This window comes from Commensalibacter papalotli (ex Servin-Garciduenas et al. 2014) (assembly GCF_000527695.1).
Classification (GTDB): Bacteria; Pseudomonadota; Alphaproteobacteria; order Acetobacterales; family Acetobacteraceae; genus Commensalibacter; species Commensalibacter papalotli.
Genome location: NZ_ATSX01000001.1, coordinates 583,544 through 599,422, shown reverse-complemented (window position 1 = coordinate 599,422; position 15,879 = coordinate 583,544). Strand labels below are relative to the sequence as shown.

19 protein-coding genes are annotated in these 15,879 nt (G+C 35.8%); 4 read left to right on the top strand and 15 right to left on the bottom strand.

Annotated elements, in window-relative coordinates; genetic code table 11:
* Positions 1–162 precede the first annotated feature (162 nt).
* Positions 163–648: a DUF177 domain-containing protein gene (locus COMX_RS02675; protein ID WP_161631841.1), complete on the bottom strand. Its 486-nt coding sequence runs from the start codon at positions 646–648 to the stop codon at positions 163–165.
* 173 nt (positions 649–821) lie between these two features.
* Between COMX_RS02675 and COMX_RS02670 the strand changes: the two genes are divergently transcribed.
* The gene (locus COMX_RS02670; RefSeq protein WP_051461811.1) at positions 822–1,442 is read left to right on the top strand and encodes an outer membrane protein assembly factor BamE; all 621 of its coding nucleotides are present in this window, start codon (positions 822–824) and stop codon (positions 1,440–1,442) included.
* A gap of 7 nt (positions 1,443–1,449) precedes the next feature.
* Here COMX_RS02670 and COMX_RS02665 read toward each other — a convergent pair whose 3' ends face one another.
* From COMX_RS02665 to COMX_RS02655, 3 genes are read right to left on the bottom strand one after another with little or no spacing between them, the layout of a single operon-like run.
* Complete coding sequence (locus tag COMX_RS02665; RefSeq protein WP_051461810.1) at positions 1,450–2,847, bottom strand: ATP-binding protein; 1,398 nt, start codon at positions 2,845–2,847, stop codon at positions 1,450–1,452.
* Positions 2,848–2,857: 10 nt separating this feature from the next.
* Positions 2,858–3,592: a response regulator gene (locus COMX_RS02660; protein ID WP_034336698.1), complete on the bottom strand. Its 735-nt coding sequence runs from the start codon at positions 3,590–3,592 to the stop codon at positions 2,858–2,860.
* Complete coding sequence (locus tag COMX_RS02655; protein WP_051461809.1) at positions 3,589–4,128, bottom strand: MarR family winged helix-turn-helix transcriptional regulator; 540 nt, start codon at positions 4,126–4,128, stop codon at positions 3,589–3,591. Before COMX_RS02655 ends, COMX_RS02660 begins: the two co-directional genes overlap by 4 nt.
* A 154-nt stretch (positions 4,129–4,282) precedes the next feature.
* Between COMX_RS02655 and rpsU the strand changes: the two genes are divergently transcribed.
* On the top strand, positions 4,283–4,486 hold the full coding sequence (gene rpsU / locus COMX_RS02650; protein WP_008853618.1) for a 30S ribosomal protein S21: 204 nt from the start codon (positions 4,283–4,285) through the stop codon (positions 4,484–4,486).
* A gap of 473 nt (positions 4,487–4,959) precedes the next feature.
* Here rpsU and leuB read toward each other — a convergent pair whose 3' ends face one another.
* From leuB to ffh, 10 genes are all read right to left on the bottom strand, one after another.
* Positions 4,960–6,063 (bottom strand): 3-isopropylmalate dehydrogenase, encoded by a 1,104-nt coding sequence (gene leuB, locus COMX_RS02645; protein ID WP_034336693.1) that lies wholly within the window; start codon positions 6,061–6,063, stop codon positions 4,960–4,962.
* A gap of 28 nt (positions 6,064–6,091) precedes the next feature.
* Positions 6,092–6,706 carry a glutathione S-transferase family protein gene (locus tag COMX_RS02640; protein WP_034336690.1) on the bottom strand — a complete coding sequence of 205 codons (615 nt, stop codon included), beginning with the start codon at positions 6,704–6,706 and terminating at the stop codon, positions 6,092–6,094.
* Between the two features lie 94 nt (positions 6,707–6,800).
* Complete coding sequence (locus tag COMX_RS02635; protein WP_034336687.1) at positions 6,801–7,028, bottom strand: hypothetical protein; 228 nt, start codon at positions 7,026–7,028, stop codon at positions 6,801–6,803.
* 359 nt (positions 7,029–7,387) lie between these two features.
* Entirely contained in the window at positions 7,388–8,023 is a 636-nt protein-coding gene (gene leuD, locus COMX_RS02630; RefSeq protein ID WP_034336685.1) for a 3-isopropylmalate dehydratase small subunit, read from the bottom strand.
* 1 nt (position 8,024) lies between these two features.
* Positions 8,025–9,428, bottom strand: a complete 1,404-nt coding sequence (gene leuC, locus COMX_RS02625; RefSeq protein WP_034336682.1) for a 3-isopropylmalate dehydratase large subunit — start codon at positions 9,426–9,428, stop codon at positions 8,025–8,027.
* Between the two features lie 106 nt (positions 9,429–9,534).
* Complete coding sequence (rplS, locus tag COMX_RS02620; RefSeq protein ID WP_034336680.1) at positions 9,535–9,927, bottom strand: 50S ribosomal protein L19; 393 nt, start codon at positions 9,925–9,927, stop codon at positions 9,535–9,537.
* A 72-nt stretch (positions 9,928–9,999) separates the two neighbouring features.
* Positions 10,000–10,710: a tRNA (guanosine(37)-N1)-methyltransferase TrmD gene (gene trmD / locus COMX_RS02615; protein WP_034336678.1), complete on the bottom strand. Its 711-nt coding sequence runs from the start codon at positions 10,708–10,710 to the stop codon at positions 10,000–10,002.
* Positions 10,707–11,252, bottom strand: coding sequence for a ribosome maturation factor RimM (rimM, locus tag COMX_RS02610; RefSeq protein WP_034336676.1), 546 nt, complete (start codon positions 11,250–11,252; stop codon positions 10,707–10,709). The genes trmD and rimM overlap by 4 nt, the downstream gene beginning before the upstream one ends.
* Positions 11,253–11,288: 36 nt before the next feature.
* A complete protein-coding gene (gene rpsP, locus COMX_RS02605; RefSeq protein ID WP_034336674.1) occupies positions 11,289–11,642 on the bottom strand; it encodes a 30S ribosomal protein S16 in 354 nt (117 codons plus the stop codon).
* A gap of 42 nt (positions 11,643–11,684) precedes the next feature.
* Positions 11,685–13,073 (bottom strand): signal recognition particle protein, encoded by a 1,389-nt coding sequence (gene ffh / locus COMX_RS02600; RefSeq protein WP_034336672.1) that lies wholly within the window; start codon positions 13,071–13,073, stop codon positions 11,685–11,687.
* 296 nt (positions 13,074–13,369) lie between these two features.
* Here ffh and COMX_RS02595 point away from each other — a divergent pair, with 296 nt between their 5' ends.
* Together COMX_RS02595 and COMX_RS02590 are read left to right on the top strand one after the other, a co-directional pair.
* Positions 13,370–14,563, top strand: coding sequence for an MFS transporter (locus COMX_RS02595; RefSeq protein WP_034336670.1), 1,194 nt, complete (start codon positions 13,370–13,372; stop codon positions 14,561–14,563).
* Positions 14,564–14,582: 19 nt separating this feature from the next.
* Positions 14,583–14,951 carry a MerR family transcriptional regulator gene (locus tag COMX_RS02590; protein ID WP_051461808.1) on the top strand — a complete coding sequence of 123 codons (369 nt, stop codon included), beginning with the start codon at positions 14,583–14,585 and terminating at the stop codon, positions 14,949–14,951.
* On the opposite strand, the gene COMX_RS02585 is transcribed toward COMX_RS02590, so the two are convergent.
* The gene (locus COMX_RS02585; RefSeq protein WP_034336667.1) at positions 14,946–15,869 is read right to left on the bottom strand and encodes a hypothetical protein; all 924 of its coding nucleotides are present in this window, start codon (positions 15,867–15,869) and stop codon (positions 14,946–14,948) included. The genes COMX_RS02590 and COMX_RS02585 overlap by 6 nt on opposite strands.
* Between the last annotated feature and the right edge of the window lie 10 nt (positions 15,870–15,879).

Sequence of the window (15,879 nt, the reverse complement as noted above, 5' to 3'; positions counted from 1 at the left end):
GAAATTGTTCGATATGTATTAAACTATTCAAATTAAAACGAGTTTCCTAACAGATAATAATCTTTTATGCAAGTTATAAAGAAATATCGTCTGTAATTTTACTTTTCATCAAGGTTAATATCCCTTATTGTTCAAAATGACAAGCAGATAAGTATAAAATCATCATTTCTTTTTATCAGAATTCAATTTTTTCAATTGCTCTAATACCTTAAATGGATTTTCTTTCACTCTTTCTGTAGAATTAATATCCTCATCATTATCGTTAATAATCAAAGGATTATCAGAAATTTCTTTATGCGGATATGGATCCAAAAATAGTGCTAATTGTTCAGCTGTGACTTCACCTAAGTCAATCACTTCACCTTCATAAGGAATGATATCTGGATCATCAATCTCCTCTAATTCTGATTTAAGATCATCGTTAGGAATAAAATGAAGCTCGAACGATTCATGAATTGTAACAAAGAAGTCCTCTAAAGAAATAACACAATTTTGTGTGATCAATGCTTTTATTTCCCCTTTCGCACGCACTTGCCTACCATGATAATATTTTAATTGATAAATACAAAATAATGAATGTAATTTAGGGATTGAAAAACGTTCTGCCAAAGCCTTTTTTTCCTCTTCATCAGCCTCAATTTTAATCATTAATGGTTTTTTTTGAATCTGACTGATCTGTAATTTCCTTGAAAACTCGCAACATGCTTTCATTTTTATGCTTTCATATGTTTTTTTTTGTTGAAGTTTTATTCAAACTACAATACGCATTTTTATAACAGGTATTTTTTTTATATCCAAATCTCGAGGAATATTTATCAATCATGCGACCATGCTTCAATAAGAAACCTCTTGCTCCGTCGTTTAAATCAAGATTTCATTCTTTTCGTAAAGCAAGAAAAGGTGCCTGTTTGGCTTCTATTCTTTCAATTGGAATGACCTTGTCTGCTTGTTCTATTTTTTCCCCACCACCACTTCCTCGAGGAAACATTATTGGTAAGGAAGATTTAAAATCTTTGCAAGTCGGCAGCACAAGTAAAGCAGACGTCGTTGATATATTAGGATCTCCTACGGCTTATGCAACGTTTGATCCAAATAACTGGATTTATATTTCTATGATGACACGACTAGTTCCTTTGTCATATCCTGGAATTACCAAACAAGAGGTATTGTCATTATATTTTGATCAAAATGGTACTTTACAAAAAATACAACATCTCGGAAAAAAAGATGCTAAACCTGTAGGAATGGTTTCCGAAGTTACCCCAACACCTGGAACTAAAACAAACTTTTTCCAACAACTTTTAGGTAATATCGGACAGTATTCTCCTCTAAGTGCTATGGGCTTAGGCAGCACCTTTGGGCCCAACAATAGTTCAGGACCATTTGCTAGCAATCCTAATACCGCTGGCGGTATTGGAAGTTCCGGTAATACAATCAGATAATATTTCTTTAATTAGGAATAAAAATAATTACGCGCAGCCCACCTTGTGGGCTGTTTTGCAATTCAATGTCACCACCATGACCTTGGATTATATTTCGCGCAATAGCCAAACCAAGTCCTGTTCCTTTCTGACTATTACCTGTTTCAAAAGGAATAAAAACACTTTCGCGTTTTTCTTCTGGAATTCCTGGGCCGTTATCATCAATTATAAAAAAGATTCCTCTATCTTTTTCTCTAACAGCAAAGCTGACTTGCCCTCCATGACGTCTTGCATTTTCTAGAATATTGGCAAGAACTCTTCGTATACTTCCTACTCTGACCATCATATCGGGTATATTTGCAGGAATATCAGCAGATAAAAATTGTGTTCCCAATCGATACGCTGCAGCTACCACATCTTCGGCTAGCTGCACCATATCTGTCATTTGAAGCTCTTCTGTTCCCTCGCCTCGTGCAAATGAAAGATAACCAGAAATCATCTGTTCCATCTCTTCGATATCTGTAACCATCTCTGCAATATCTAAAGCTTGATCCTCAGCATTAATCATCCCTTTTTGCGGCAACATAGCTAAACTTAACCGTAACCGTGTTAAAGGAGTACGTAAATCATGAGAAACACTGGCTAATATGACAGTTCTTTGTTTAACAAAACGAAGAATCCGTTCTCTCATAACATTGAACGATTCTGCAGCGTTACGCAGCTCTTTCGAACCCACAGGATGTAATGTTCCTGGATCTCTTCCTTTGCCAAATTTCTCAACTGATTTAGACAAACGACGAATAGCTCGAAACTGAACCCATGCAAATATTGCAGTAATAAGAAACAAAAGGATTGCACTACCGACAATCCAAATGACAAATAACCATACAGAACCAGCAGTAAGTTTTTTCTTTGGTACTAAAAACTCTAAAACCCCTTGTTTTAATTGTACAGAAACCACAACTTGATCATTATAACTGTGCCAATCAGTTTTAAAGGGGACACTAAGACGATCATCTAACCCTCGATCTAGTAACTCGTCAACAGGCCCTAAAATTATCGGATTAGAATTGGATTTACTTTGTATACTCTGATTTGCCAGCCATTTTATATTTAATTGTAAAGATTGCTGCGATTGATCCAAAAGTGCTGAGTGATATACCACTGACTGTGTTGTAGAATATTGTTGAACAATGAAACTTATCTCTCCACTAACTGAATCTGTTAACCTACGAGAAACTGTACTTAAAAAAGTTCCGTAAAATAGTTCTAGAGAAATAGCTTGTGTAATAAATAAAGGTAATGAAATCATCAACAAAGAACGTGCCAATAAAGAACGTGGCAAAAACCTTCGCACTTTACGATCAACAGCTATTTTTTGTTCTTTGGAAACGCGCCGTCGATGACGAAAAAAATATTCAAACACTTAATAATCCTTAAGATAATGAATAACTTGGTTTTAATACATACCCTTTTCCTCTGACAGTATGTAAAAACCTGGGCTGTTTTGGGTCAACCTCTATTCTGCGCCGTAGACGAGTAATTTGAACATCTACCGCTCGTTCTCCAATTTCTTCCATCCCAATTTCTTTTACAATTTCTTCACGTGATAAAATCTCATTAGGACGATTAGCTAAAATACATAAAAGTGCAATCTCACCACCCGTTAAATGAATAATCTCATTATTATGCATCAGCAGATTACGTACTGGATCAAATTCCATATCCCCAAGCTTAACTACTCTTATATTATCCGTAACAATAGGCTGATGTAAGCGGCGTAGCTGTGCACGTAATCGAAGTAATAATTCTTTGGGTTCAAAGGGCTTGCCTAAATAATCATCTGCTCCAGCTTCAAGTCCTGCAATACGATCTTCTGGTTCCCCTCTGGCGGTTAAAAGAATAATTGGGGTATCCTTACCCTCCTCACGCAATGCATGGGTTAATTGCAAGCCATCCTCACCAGGCATTGTTACATCTAATACAATAGCATCAGGACGTAAAAACTCCAGCATTTCTCTGGCTTCCTTGGCAGATTCTGCACCACTGATACGAAAACCATTTTCACTAAGATATCGTTGTAACAATCGACGCAGGCGCGGATCATCATCAATGACTAAAACATGTAAAGATTCTGAGTCGTCGTTTTTATTTATGCTCTCATCCATCATGCTTTTTCCTTATCTATTTTCTGACTTGAATGTAATTCCAATAATTGTTTAGATTCTGTACTTAACATACCATAAAGAATACGCTGAAACCCCTCAATATATGTATTATTAGGTGATTCGCGAAAAGCTCGCAAAAATTGTTTTCGTTGTAATTGAAATAATTTCTCTTCTACTTTGACGCCTTCTTTGGTTAAAAAAAGCTCTTTCTTACGACGATCTTTGGGGTTAGAGCGATATTCAACATAGCCCAACTCTATGACTTCACGTAAAACACGATTTAGGCTTTGCTTGGTAATTCCTAACAGTTTGCAAATCTCGCTGACACTGGCACCAGAACAATGACATACAAACTGCATTAACCTATGATGAGCATGCCCTATTCCATATTCTTGTAAAACAGGTTTGGTTGAATTATGAAGTTCACAATCAATAAAAAACAAAATATCTTGCATGAATCGAATCTTTTCTTCACGCAAGAATAAAAGCTCTTCACCAGGCTTTGAAATCGGTGGATCATAGCGAAAAGGACGATACAAATAAAAATCTCTTTATAAAAAATTAGAAAACATAATTAGATTACAATAATCTATTTCTTTTTTGAACAATATAGCGTATATAACTTTGTCTAGTTATAAATATTTATGATATATATAATTAATGTTCACTTAACACACAGGGGATGAAAGCCAAGTGCAAGTTCTTGTTAGAGATAATAATGTTGATCAAGCTTTAAAAGCTTTAAAGAAAAAAATGCAACGCGAAGGTATTTTTCGCGAAATGAAATTACGCCGTCATTACGAAAAACCATCAGAGCGTCGCGCTCGTGAATCTGCAGAAGCTGTAAGACGTGCTCGTAAAATGGAACGTAAACGCGTAGAACGCGAAGGCTTTTAGTTTTTTCTTTATAAAACTTGATAAGAAAATAAATAAATTTTCATATTTTCTAACTAAATTTTTTGTAAGTTGGTGATGTTTTGAACGCTTCGTTATTTATAATGAAGCGTTTTGCTTTATGAAAACTAAAATCTTATTTATACATTTTTGAAATGATAAATGATTACTTTATTGTTACTACTGATGTTAGTTTTGAAAATTTATTCTCTCAAATATCTACCAGTTAATATAAGACTTAATTTATAAGATTCTTAATAGACATAAAAAAGCTTTTACGAAATAATTATACATCCAATAGTTACGGTATAAGACGCTTACAAACAGATTAAAAAAAAATAATCAAAATAATTTGATACTATGTATCTATTCCAATTAAGTTATCATTAAACTCCAAAAAATGGTTAAGATATATTACTTTAACTATTAATTGAAAGACCTAATAATTTCTTATTAAATCTTTCATTATAATTTTTTTATTTATTTAACTCAGCTAAAACAGCCTTACCCATATCTGCTGTCCCAACCAATTTCATTCCTTGACTCATTATGTCCGGAGTGCGAAGACCTTGATTGAGAACCGCTTCACAAGCATTTACAACTTTTTCAGAGATTGTTTGTTGATCAAAAGAATAACGTAACATCATTGCTAACGATAAAATCTGAGCTAGTGGGTTTGCCTTACCTTGTCCTGCGATATCTGGAGCACTGCCATGAATAGGTTCATATAAGGCTGGAATAACACCATTAGCTTGCCGAGCACCTAATGTAGCAGAAGGAAGCATACCCAAGCTGCCTGTTAACATCGCAGCTAAATCAGAAAGAATATCTCCAAATAAGTTACCAGTTAAAATAATATCAAATTGTTTTGGATTTCGAACCAGTTGCATTGCACAATTATCTGCTAACATATGAGAAAGTTGAACATCCGAATATTCTTTTTTGTGAAGTTCGGTGACAACCTCTTTCCATAAAAGACCACTCTCCATCACATTACATTTTTCAACAGAACAAACACGATTTTGGCGTTGGCGAGCTAATTCAAAAGCAACTCTTGCAATTCGTTCGATTTCAACAGATGTATAAACTTCGGTATTAACCCCTTTGCGTGTTCCATCTGGCAAAGTTTCAATACCACGAGGTTCACCGAAATAAACACCGCCCGTGCTTTCACGGACAATCATAAGGTCAAGACCTTGGATAACTTCGGGCTTTACCGTGCTAGCACCGATTAACGAATCAAACACAATCGCAGAACGCAAATTGGCAAATAATCCTAATTCTTTCCGAAGACCAATTATCCCGACTTCGGGTCGTTTATCAAAACCAATTCCATCCCATTTTGGCCCACCAACTGAACCAAACAAAACAGCATCCGCTGCTTTTGCTTTGGCAATCACCTCTTTGGTTAAAGGCACGCCATTCGCATCGATAGAAGCACCACCAACAAGATCTTTCTCTACTGAAAAAGATAAATCAGAGTTTTCTTGCACCCAATTCAAAACATGAAGTGCTTGCTCCATCACTTCTGGACCAATCCCATCACCAGCCAACGTTAATATTTTTTTTTCTTGTGTCATTTTATTAATCCATTATGAAGTAAAATTTTTAAAACATACATTCTTGAAAAAGTGGTATAGCTTCCATTTTTGCAGAAAAAGCTTTTAACTTGTTCGATACATGATTTTTATAAAGATCAGGCAATTTCTTTTCTATATATTTTATCGCAACAGCAATCGTAATATCCGCTTGCATTACACGTCCAGCAATTAAATAACCAGCATTATTCATTATAACATGATGGTCTAATAATTCCAAACCTGTCTGTAATTGTTGAACAATCCGATCAGCCCATTCTTGATAAAATTTTTCAGGAGGACGACGATTATATTCCATAAACAACTGAACAACTTTGTCACATAAGGTCAAAGCAATCCCAATTAAATATTGAGACTGTGTAAACTCCATAATGTTCTCTGGAGACAAAGAAAGCGATTTTTTACATTTTCTGTCCAAATATTCCAATATCAATGTTGAATCAACCAACAACGTTTCTTCATCCGTAATTAAAGCAGGTGCTTTCATTAGTGGATTTATGGCTTGCATCTGTTCAATATTATTAAAAACAGAGAGTTGTTCGTGTTCAAATGAAAGTTCCATTGCCTTTAAAGAAACGGCTACACGTCTAACATAAGGGGAATCTAACATTCCTATAAGTTTCATCAACAACACACCTTTTTATCTTTTAAAATATATAACAATATTCATATTTTTTTTATATCAACTAATCATCGTAACAATTTATAATATATCTATGTTAACTAGATTTTAATATCCAGTTCTGTAAATAGTTATAAAATCCTATATAAACTTGTTCGGAAGAAATAGAAAAATAGCCTCTTTCAGCAAGTAATATTTCATCATCATAAGCTAAAATATATGAAATTAAAGATACTTCTTTTTTAAAAGAATTAACGTCATAAAGATAATCTGCAAGGATTTTTAAATTTGAAATATGATAATTAAATTGATTATCGAACTGCATCGACATCTTTTTTATAAAAATGCTGCTTAAAAACTTCTAAAGCGATTTTGTCTTTATCTATGTTAAACTCATACATAAGTAAACAATTTATATAATCATTCAACTCTTGATCACTGGTTATTAAACAAATATCTAAAATTATTACGCAACTATTATTTTATAGAATTCTTTGGTCTGCCCAATTTTGAATTTTATTAAATGAAATTAATCCAACTTGTAACTGTAGTTTAAAACTAAATAAATTTTATAAATCATAATCATTGACCTTCTCTAAAACGTATATATTTTATATTATAATAAAAAAAGGGCTCATTATTGTAAATAATGAGCCATCATAATCATTTCTAATATTAATGATATTAAGAAGACAACTTATCTGCGGATACTTTTGGATACCAAGGTTGTTCCTTTTTACGTTTTTCTTCAAAACTATCAATAGATCTTAAATGCTGCATGGTTTGACCAATATCATCCAATCCATCCAACAGTAATTGGCGACGCAAAGGATCAACTTCAAACGAAATTTTTTCTCCATTAGGACGTATAATTTCTTGTTTTTCCAAGTTGATTGTCAATTTTGCGTTCGCACCCATTTTGGTATCTTCAACCAACAATTCACAAATTTCCCTGGGCAAACGGATCGGCAAAATACCATTTTTAAAAGAGTTATTAAAGAAAATATCAGCAAAAGAAGGGGCAATCACACAGCGGATACCAAAATCTAACAGTGCCCAAGGCGCATGTTCTCTGGATGAGCCACAACCAAAATTCTCATAGGTTACTAATATTTCTGCTTGACGATAAGGTTCACGATTTAAAACGAACTCTTCTCGCTCTTTACCATTTTCATCGTAACGCCAAGAATAAAAAGCTGACTTCCCTAGCCCACTTCTCTTAGTGGTTTTTAAAAAACGAGCAGGAATAATTTTATCGGTATCAATATTTTCTTCTGGCAAGGGTGCAGCAATTGCTGTCAAAATATCAAATTTATCCATTTTAAATCATTTCCCTTACGTCTGTTAACTCACCTTTAACCGCAGCAGCAGCAGCCATTGCCGGAGAAACAAGATGTGTTCTGCCTCCTGGTCCTTGGCGATCTTCAAAATTTCGGTTTGACGTTGATGCACAACGCTGACCCGGTTTCAAACGATCCGGATTCATTGCTAAACACATTGAGCATCCTGCTTCGCGCCATTCACAACCAGCATCGATAAATATTTTATCCAGCCCTTCTGCCTCAGCTTGTTTTTTTATTAAGCCAGAACCTGGAACAACCAACGCCCATACATGGTTAGCAATCTTTTTACCTTTTAAAACATGAGCAGCAGCACGCAAATCCTCTATACGGCTGTTAGTACAAGAACCTATAAAAATTGCATCAATTTTAGTGCCTGCAATTGGTTCACCAACTTTTAAATTCATATAATCCAACATACGTTGTTTACGTAGACGTTGAGATTCATCTTTTAGTAAAGCTGGATCAGGAATATTTCCTGTGATTGGTAATACATCTTCTGGGCTCGTCCCCCATGTAACCATTGGCTCTAAATCATCCACATTAATGGTAACAACTTTATCATATTGCGCACCCTCATCAGAAACTAGGCTTTTCCAATATTTAACCGCAGCATCGAAATCAGCACCTTGTGGGGCATTTGGACGACCTTTGATATATTCGAAAGTTACCTCATCTGGTGCAATCAGACCTGATCTTGCGCCACCTTCAATCGCCATATTACAAACGGTCATCCGACCCGCCATATCTAAATTACGGATGGCAGAGCCAGTAAACTCGATTACATGACCTGTTCCGCCTGCTGTACCAATTTTTCCAATAACAGCCAATACAATATCTTTAGCACTCATCCCTGCTTTTAAAGTGCCATTGATTTCAATTTTAAAGTTTTTAGCAGGCTTTTGCAATAAGGTCTGAGTTGCCATGACATGTTCAACTTCTGAAGTACCAATACCGAAAGCCAAAGCTCCGAATGCTCCATGTGTTGATGTATGACTGTCACCACAAACAATTGTCATCCCAGGCAACGTAATGCCCTCTTCGGGTCCAACAACATGGATAATCCCTTGTTTATCAGATTGTAAAGGAATAAAAGGGACACCAAACTCTTTGACATTATGTTCCAAAGCTTCGATTTGTTGGCGACTATCATCTTCTTTAATCGGTTGATTACGATCTGTTGTAGGAACATTATGATCAATCACTGCCATCATTGCTGCTGGATTATGAATTTTACGCCCAGCCAGACGCAATCCCTCGAATGCCTGTGGGCTGGTAACCTCATGGATTAAATGACGATCAATATACAGAATTGCGGTACCATCTGGAAGTTGTTCAACCACATGACTATCCCACAACTTATCAAATAAAGTACGCGCCTTCATTTTTTTTCCTTATTATTTTGTTTCTTAAATAAAATATCTGGCAACCTTACTTAAAAAGCTGCCAGATACATATATAGTCTTTTATTTTAAACTAATAAATAAATTATTAGCTTTGAGCTGTATCAGCTGCTTTTTTAAAATCACGGCTACGTTCTTTAATACGTGCAGATTTACCGCTACGGCTGCGTAGATAGTATAATTTTGCACGACGAACATCACCATGACGTACTACAGTGATCTCTGCAATTGTTGGTGAGTAAAGAGGAAATACACGTTCCACACCTTCACCATTGGAAATTTTACGCACTGTAAAATTGCTGTTCAAGCCTTTATTTGAACGTGCAATTACTACACCTTCATAAGCCTGAATACGCTTACGTTCACCTTCAACAACGCGAACATCAACACGAACATTATCCCCTGGGAAGAACTCAGGAACTGGGCGTTCTGCTGTTAAACGAGCGATTTCCTCTGCCTCGTATTTTTGAATGGTATTCATTTAATCCTATTCCTTTTACAATAAGATAAGTTCTTATAATCTTATAAACAATCCAAGTAACAATATCGAACGTCAGTTATATGCCTGTTTGCTAGTCTGTTGATAAGCTTGCCACAGATCAGGTCTACGCTTTTTGGTTGCCTGTTCTGCCTGTTCTTTGCGCCAAGCAGCAATGGCACCATGGTTTCCAGAAAGCAATATTTCTGGCACAGAATAATCAGACCAAGTTGCAGGTTTGGTATAATGAGGGTATTCCAATAAGCCATTGGAAAAACTTTCCTCTATCCCACTTTGATCTGAACCCATCACACCTGGCAATAAACGCACGCACGCATCCATTAAAATTAATGCTGCGGGTTCACCACCTGACAAAACATAATCTCCAACAGAAACTTCTTCAATTGTGTGTTTTTGAAAGATCCGTTCATCGATCCCTTCATAACGACCACAAATAAAATAAGCTCCTTGACCTGATGCAAAACGCGCCACATCTGCTTGTTGTAACGATCTTCCTCTTGGAGACAAATAGATAATAGGACGATCATCCATAGGCTTAGTCGCCTGAAGTGCTGCATCTAAAATATCAGCACGGATAACCATTCCTGCTCCACCACCAAAAGGGGTATCATCAACAGCCTTATGTCGCCCTGAACCAAATTCACGAAGTGCATGTGTTTTTAATGACCAAATTTGATCTTCTAACGCTCTGCCTGCCAAGGAATAACCAAGAAACCCAGGAAACATTTCAGGAAATAACGTTAAGACATCAACTTGCCAAGTCATGATTGATCCTCTACATCAGATGGACGAACTTCCACCTCATTTGGAGGACAAACCTCTAACCAACCAGACTTAATATCAATGTGAGGAAAGCAAAGCTTGGTAAAAGGAATAATGGCATTTTCGCCTTCACCCCGTTTAATTTCCAAACTGACCCCAGCACCATAATCATGCACCAGATAAACCGTTCCAAAGAGTTCCTCAGTTTGATCGTCATGCTTTATTTTTGCTTGCAAACCGACCAAATCACTATAATAGAACTCATCTTCATCTGGCTCAGGCAATAAGCTTTTAGGAACAAACAATTTACGATTAGTCAATTTCTCTACGGCTGTTCGATTATCCATCCGTTTTTTTTGACTGTCATAAAGAGCGGCAACCTTTTCGCTTTGCCAGCATATCGTCCAACGTTCTGAATGATCGTCAACCAGTTCACCATAAGTTTCTAAATCTTTTGGATTTTCAATACAAGAATGCAAGTGAACCAAACCACGAACACCGTGGGGTTTTCCTATTGTCCCTATATGAACCAGAGGCGTTTTCATAAAGATTGTTACTCTCTTGTGATAACTAATTAACGACTAAGCAGCAGCTTCTTCGCTTTTTTTAGCAGCTGCCGCAGCACGATCTTGTGCTTTTTTCTTTGGAGCTGATTTTTGTGGTTGTTCACGATATTCAAATTTAGGAGCAAGACCTGCATTTCCTAAAAAGCGAGCAACGCGGTCTGTTGCCTGTGCACCTTGTGATAACCAATGTTTAATACGTTCGTCAACCAAACGAATTCTTTCAGCATGATCTGCTGGTAACATTGGGTTATAAGACCCAACTTTTTCAATAAAACGACCATCGCGTGGTGAACGACTATCAGCAATAACAATGTGATAATAAGGACGTTTCTTTGACCCTGCACGGGCTAAACGAATTTTAAGGCTCATTGACTGTTTCTCTCCAGATATCTAGCCACAATTGAAAAAGAATTAACGCATCATCCCACCACCTGGTGGTGGCGTCATTCCTTTTGGTAAAAGAGCGGATAATCCCTGGCGCATTAAACCTTTAACGCCCAGTTTATTAAACCGCTTCATCATAGAAGCCATCTGATCATATTGTTTTAATAGACGGTTAACTTCTTGAACTGTTGAACCCGAACCTGAGGCAATACGCTTTTTACGAGAGGCCTTGATAATAGCAGGCTGTTTGCGTTCTGCCTTAGTCATTGACGAAATGATCGCCTGATGACGTTTTAGGATAGAGGTATCTAACTCTTTATCTCCGAGTTTCTCTTTCATTTTGCCCATACCAGGCATCATATCCATGATATTTGAAATAGAACCCATTTTATTAATTTGACCAATTTGAGCTGCGTAATCATTCAGATCAAACTTGCCTTTAAGCATCTTTTTCGCAAGACGCTCACTTTCTTCTTGATCAATGGTTTCGCTGGCTTTTTCAACCAAACCTGCGATATCCCCAAGACCAAGGATACGACTGGCAACACGCTCAGGATAAAATTCCTGTAACGCATCAACTTTTTCACCCATACCAACCAGCTTAATCGGTGCACCTGTAATCGCACGCATTGATAAAGCCGCACCACCACGTGCATCACCGTCCATACGGGTCATGACAACGCCAGTAATACCGACTTTTTCATTAAAACTTTTGGCAGTGTGAACCGCATCTTGCCCTGTCATTGCATCGACAACTAACAAGGTTTCAGCTGGTTTTGCTACGTCACGAATATTTTGGACTTCTTCCATCAATGCTTCATCGATAGATAAACGACCCGCAGTATCCAAAATAACTACATCATACCCTTCTAAACGCGCAACTTCCATCGCACGTTTAGCAATTTGAACAGGCATTTGCCCTTCAATCACAGGTAAAGATGTTACTTTAACTTGATTAGCCAATTGCTCTAACTGTAACTGAGCAGCAGGACGGTATGTATCCAAACTGGCTAATAAAACTTTTTTACGTTCACGACGATTTAAATAATACGCAATTTTTGCAGAGGTCGTGGTTTTACCAGACCCTTGTAACCCCACCATCAGATAAGGAATAGGAGGAACGGCATTTAAATTTAACGGAACAGCCCCCGCCCCACCAAGGGCTTCGATCAAAGCGTCATTGACGATCTTTGCAATGGCTTGACCTGGGGAAATATTATGTAAGACTTCTTGTCCAACAGATTTTTCTTGAACTTTTTTAACAAAGTCTTTAACCACTGGTAAAGCAACGTCAGCATCCAACATCGCCAAACGGATCTCCCGCATGGCTTCATTGACATCTTCTACAGACAGAGCACCGCGTTTTGACAACCCATCAAATACGCCAGAAAGCTTTCCAGATAAACGATCAAACACGTTAAATCATCCTACAGTTTTAAGCAATAAATAACGCGTCACTGCACGAGTCTTCGCGAGGTGACGTTTCTTATCTTTAATAAAAGATAACTCAATTTATATGCAAAGGTCAAGTATAAATTGATAAGCACTGCTCAAAAAAATTCAAATATGATGAATAAATTATATTTAAGCTCTAAATACAAAATAAACACTTTCCAACTAATTTACAAAATAAAACATATTGACTGAGAGTAAACTCTAAAGCTTATACCTAAATTTAATCTAAGATTATATCTTAATTTAGGTAGGTTTACATGAATTCTATTTCTATTAATTATCCAAAAATACCCCATTGGAATGCTGTTTTTTCTTTATTTATGGGTGTAACCAGCCTTATTTCGGCAGAGTTTATCCCGATTAGTTTACTTACCAATATTGCCAATGAACTTCATATTACCGAAGGGCAAGCAGGGCAATCTGTCACTGCTGTAGGGGTACTTGCAGTTATAACCAGTTTATTAATTGCACCTTTAACAACAAAAATAAATCCTCGCCATATTTTACTGACCTTTTCTGCTACACTTATTATATCGAACTTACTGGTCGCTCTTTCGCCAAATTTTACTATTTTGTTAATTGGACGTTCCCTCTTGGGTATATGTGTAGGTGGATTTTGGTCATTAATTTCAGCAATAACATTACAACTTGTTCCTCAACAAAATGTTCCTCGTGCTTTAAGCGTCATCTATGCTGGCGTATCTGTTGCTACAATTATTGCTTTGCCTTTTGCAAGTTATCTTGGAGATCTGCTAGGCTGGAGAACCATCTTTTATTTGTCTGCCTTATTAGGTGTATTAACACTTGTCTGGCAGTATATTACCCTGCCCACTTTATCCACAAATAACAAAAGCAATTTTAAAGAAATGGTCAACTTATTGAATCAATCATGGGTCATTACTGGATTAATTGCTATTATTTGCAGTTATGCTGGATATCATATTTTCTTTACTTATATGAAACCATTTTTACAATACAACTTAAACCTATCCCACGGAGGGTTAACAACAACTTTATTCTGTTTTGGAATAATAAATTGTTTTGGAACTTTGATCGCCAGCTTTTTTATCAATAGATCATTCCAAACAACCATGATTTCCATTCATATTATTCTGGGTATTGTAGCTGTTGCATTTTTATTTAATCAACATTCTTTTTTTGAAAATATTATAACTGTTTTACTGTGGGCCTTTATCTTTGGTATTATTCCCGTAGGATGGTCAACATGGATTGCCCGAACCTTACCAAAACAAGCTGAAATGGCAGGTGGGTTCATGGTTGCTTCTATTCAATTATCCATCACTCTTGCAGCAGCCCTTGGCGGTATGATATTTGATCATTATGGAGTTCCAGCTCTCTTTTTGACTGCAGCTTGTATTTTTATAATGGCTATTACTTTTACTTATTTAAGCTTTTCGCTACTCTATAAAATTACAAAAGAAAAAATATAATTTATTCATAGAGGCCATAATGTATACTATTCATAATGTTGCTAAGAAAATGAACATGAATCCTCATACTGTGCGTTATTATGCCAAAGAAGGATTATTTCCCTTTGTTCAACGAAATTCTAATGGTATCAGACAATTTCAAGAAAGTGATCTAGAGTGGTTATCTCTGATCCATTGCTTAAAAAACTCGGGTATGACCCTTAAAGAGATAAAACAATTTATACAATGGATTAATGAAGGAGATAGCACTGTTGAACAAAGGTTAAATTTGTTTAAAAAACAACAGCAAAAAGTTGAACATCAATTGCAAGAGCTACAAAAAACCTTAGAAACAATTAAATATAAACGCAAATTTTATGAAGATATGAAGAAATCTCTGGATTTATAATATCCCATTGATAATTATATAACTCTCTCTTATTTTATTTTTCTGTTCAGGAATTAAAATTTTAATCAAAGAAGATAACGCCTCTATTTGATAATAATCAAGTAAATAAGCTTTACTACTCAACTGATTAAAAATCTGTATATATTGATTTTCCTGCGCCTGATCTGATTTCATTGCAATTAACTTTAATAATTGTAATGTTAATTGATTCATCTCTTGACGTGCAATACAACTTTGCCTCTCCTGAAGTCTCATGATATTACGGAAAAGTCCCTCTTGAGAATTTGTTAAAGATGACTTTGCAATTATTTGTTCTAATATTTTAATCTTAGGATTGTTTTTTATACAAAATGATGACGGCATCAAAGCAAGTGTTATAAATTCACTATTATAATTTCCACTAATTAAATCATCATAGGATTGCTGCAGACCCGTTTGTTGTCTAATAAACTTATTTTTACTCTCTATATAATCTGCGTTCTCAGAAATAAGTATACTCCATTCTTTATTTGATAAGATTTTATGAATAGATTCTACAGTTTTAATATTAATTTCTATACGATTTTGTATCAAAGACAGTAATTGATCGTAGAATGGCTTTAATTTTTGGCTAGTAACATTGTTATCTTGAAATAACACTGAGATCATTTGTTGTAATAAGCCATCATACTGCAATTTTACTATACAAGCTTGTGTATATGCCTCGCCTAGTATTTCTCGAATTTTCTTTCGTTGTTCTTGTGTCAATTCCTGCGTCAATAATGGTAGTTCAAAAGTCATTGATGCCAAATCAATATTTTGACATGCTTTTGGCATATCTGTGTAAGAACTGGGCTCATCTGCCAAAGTATTTTTGATACTAAGCATCAAGAAAGAAGCTACTAAAAGACTAATTGAAAACTTAAAATAATACTTCATTTGGGATACA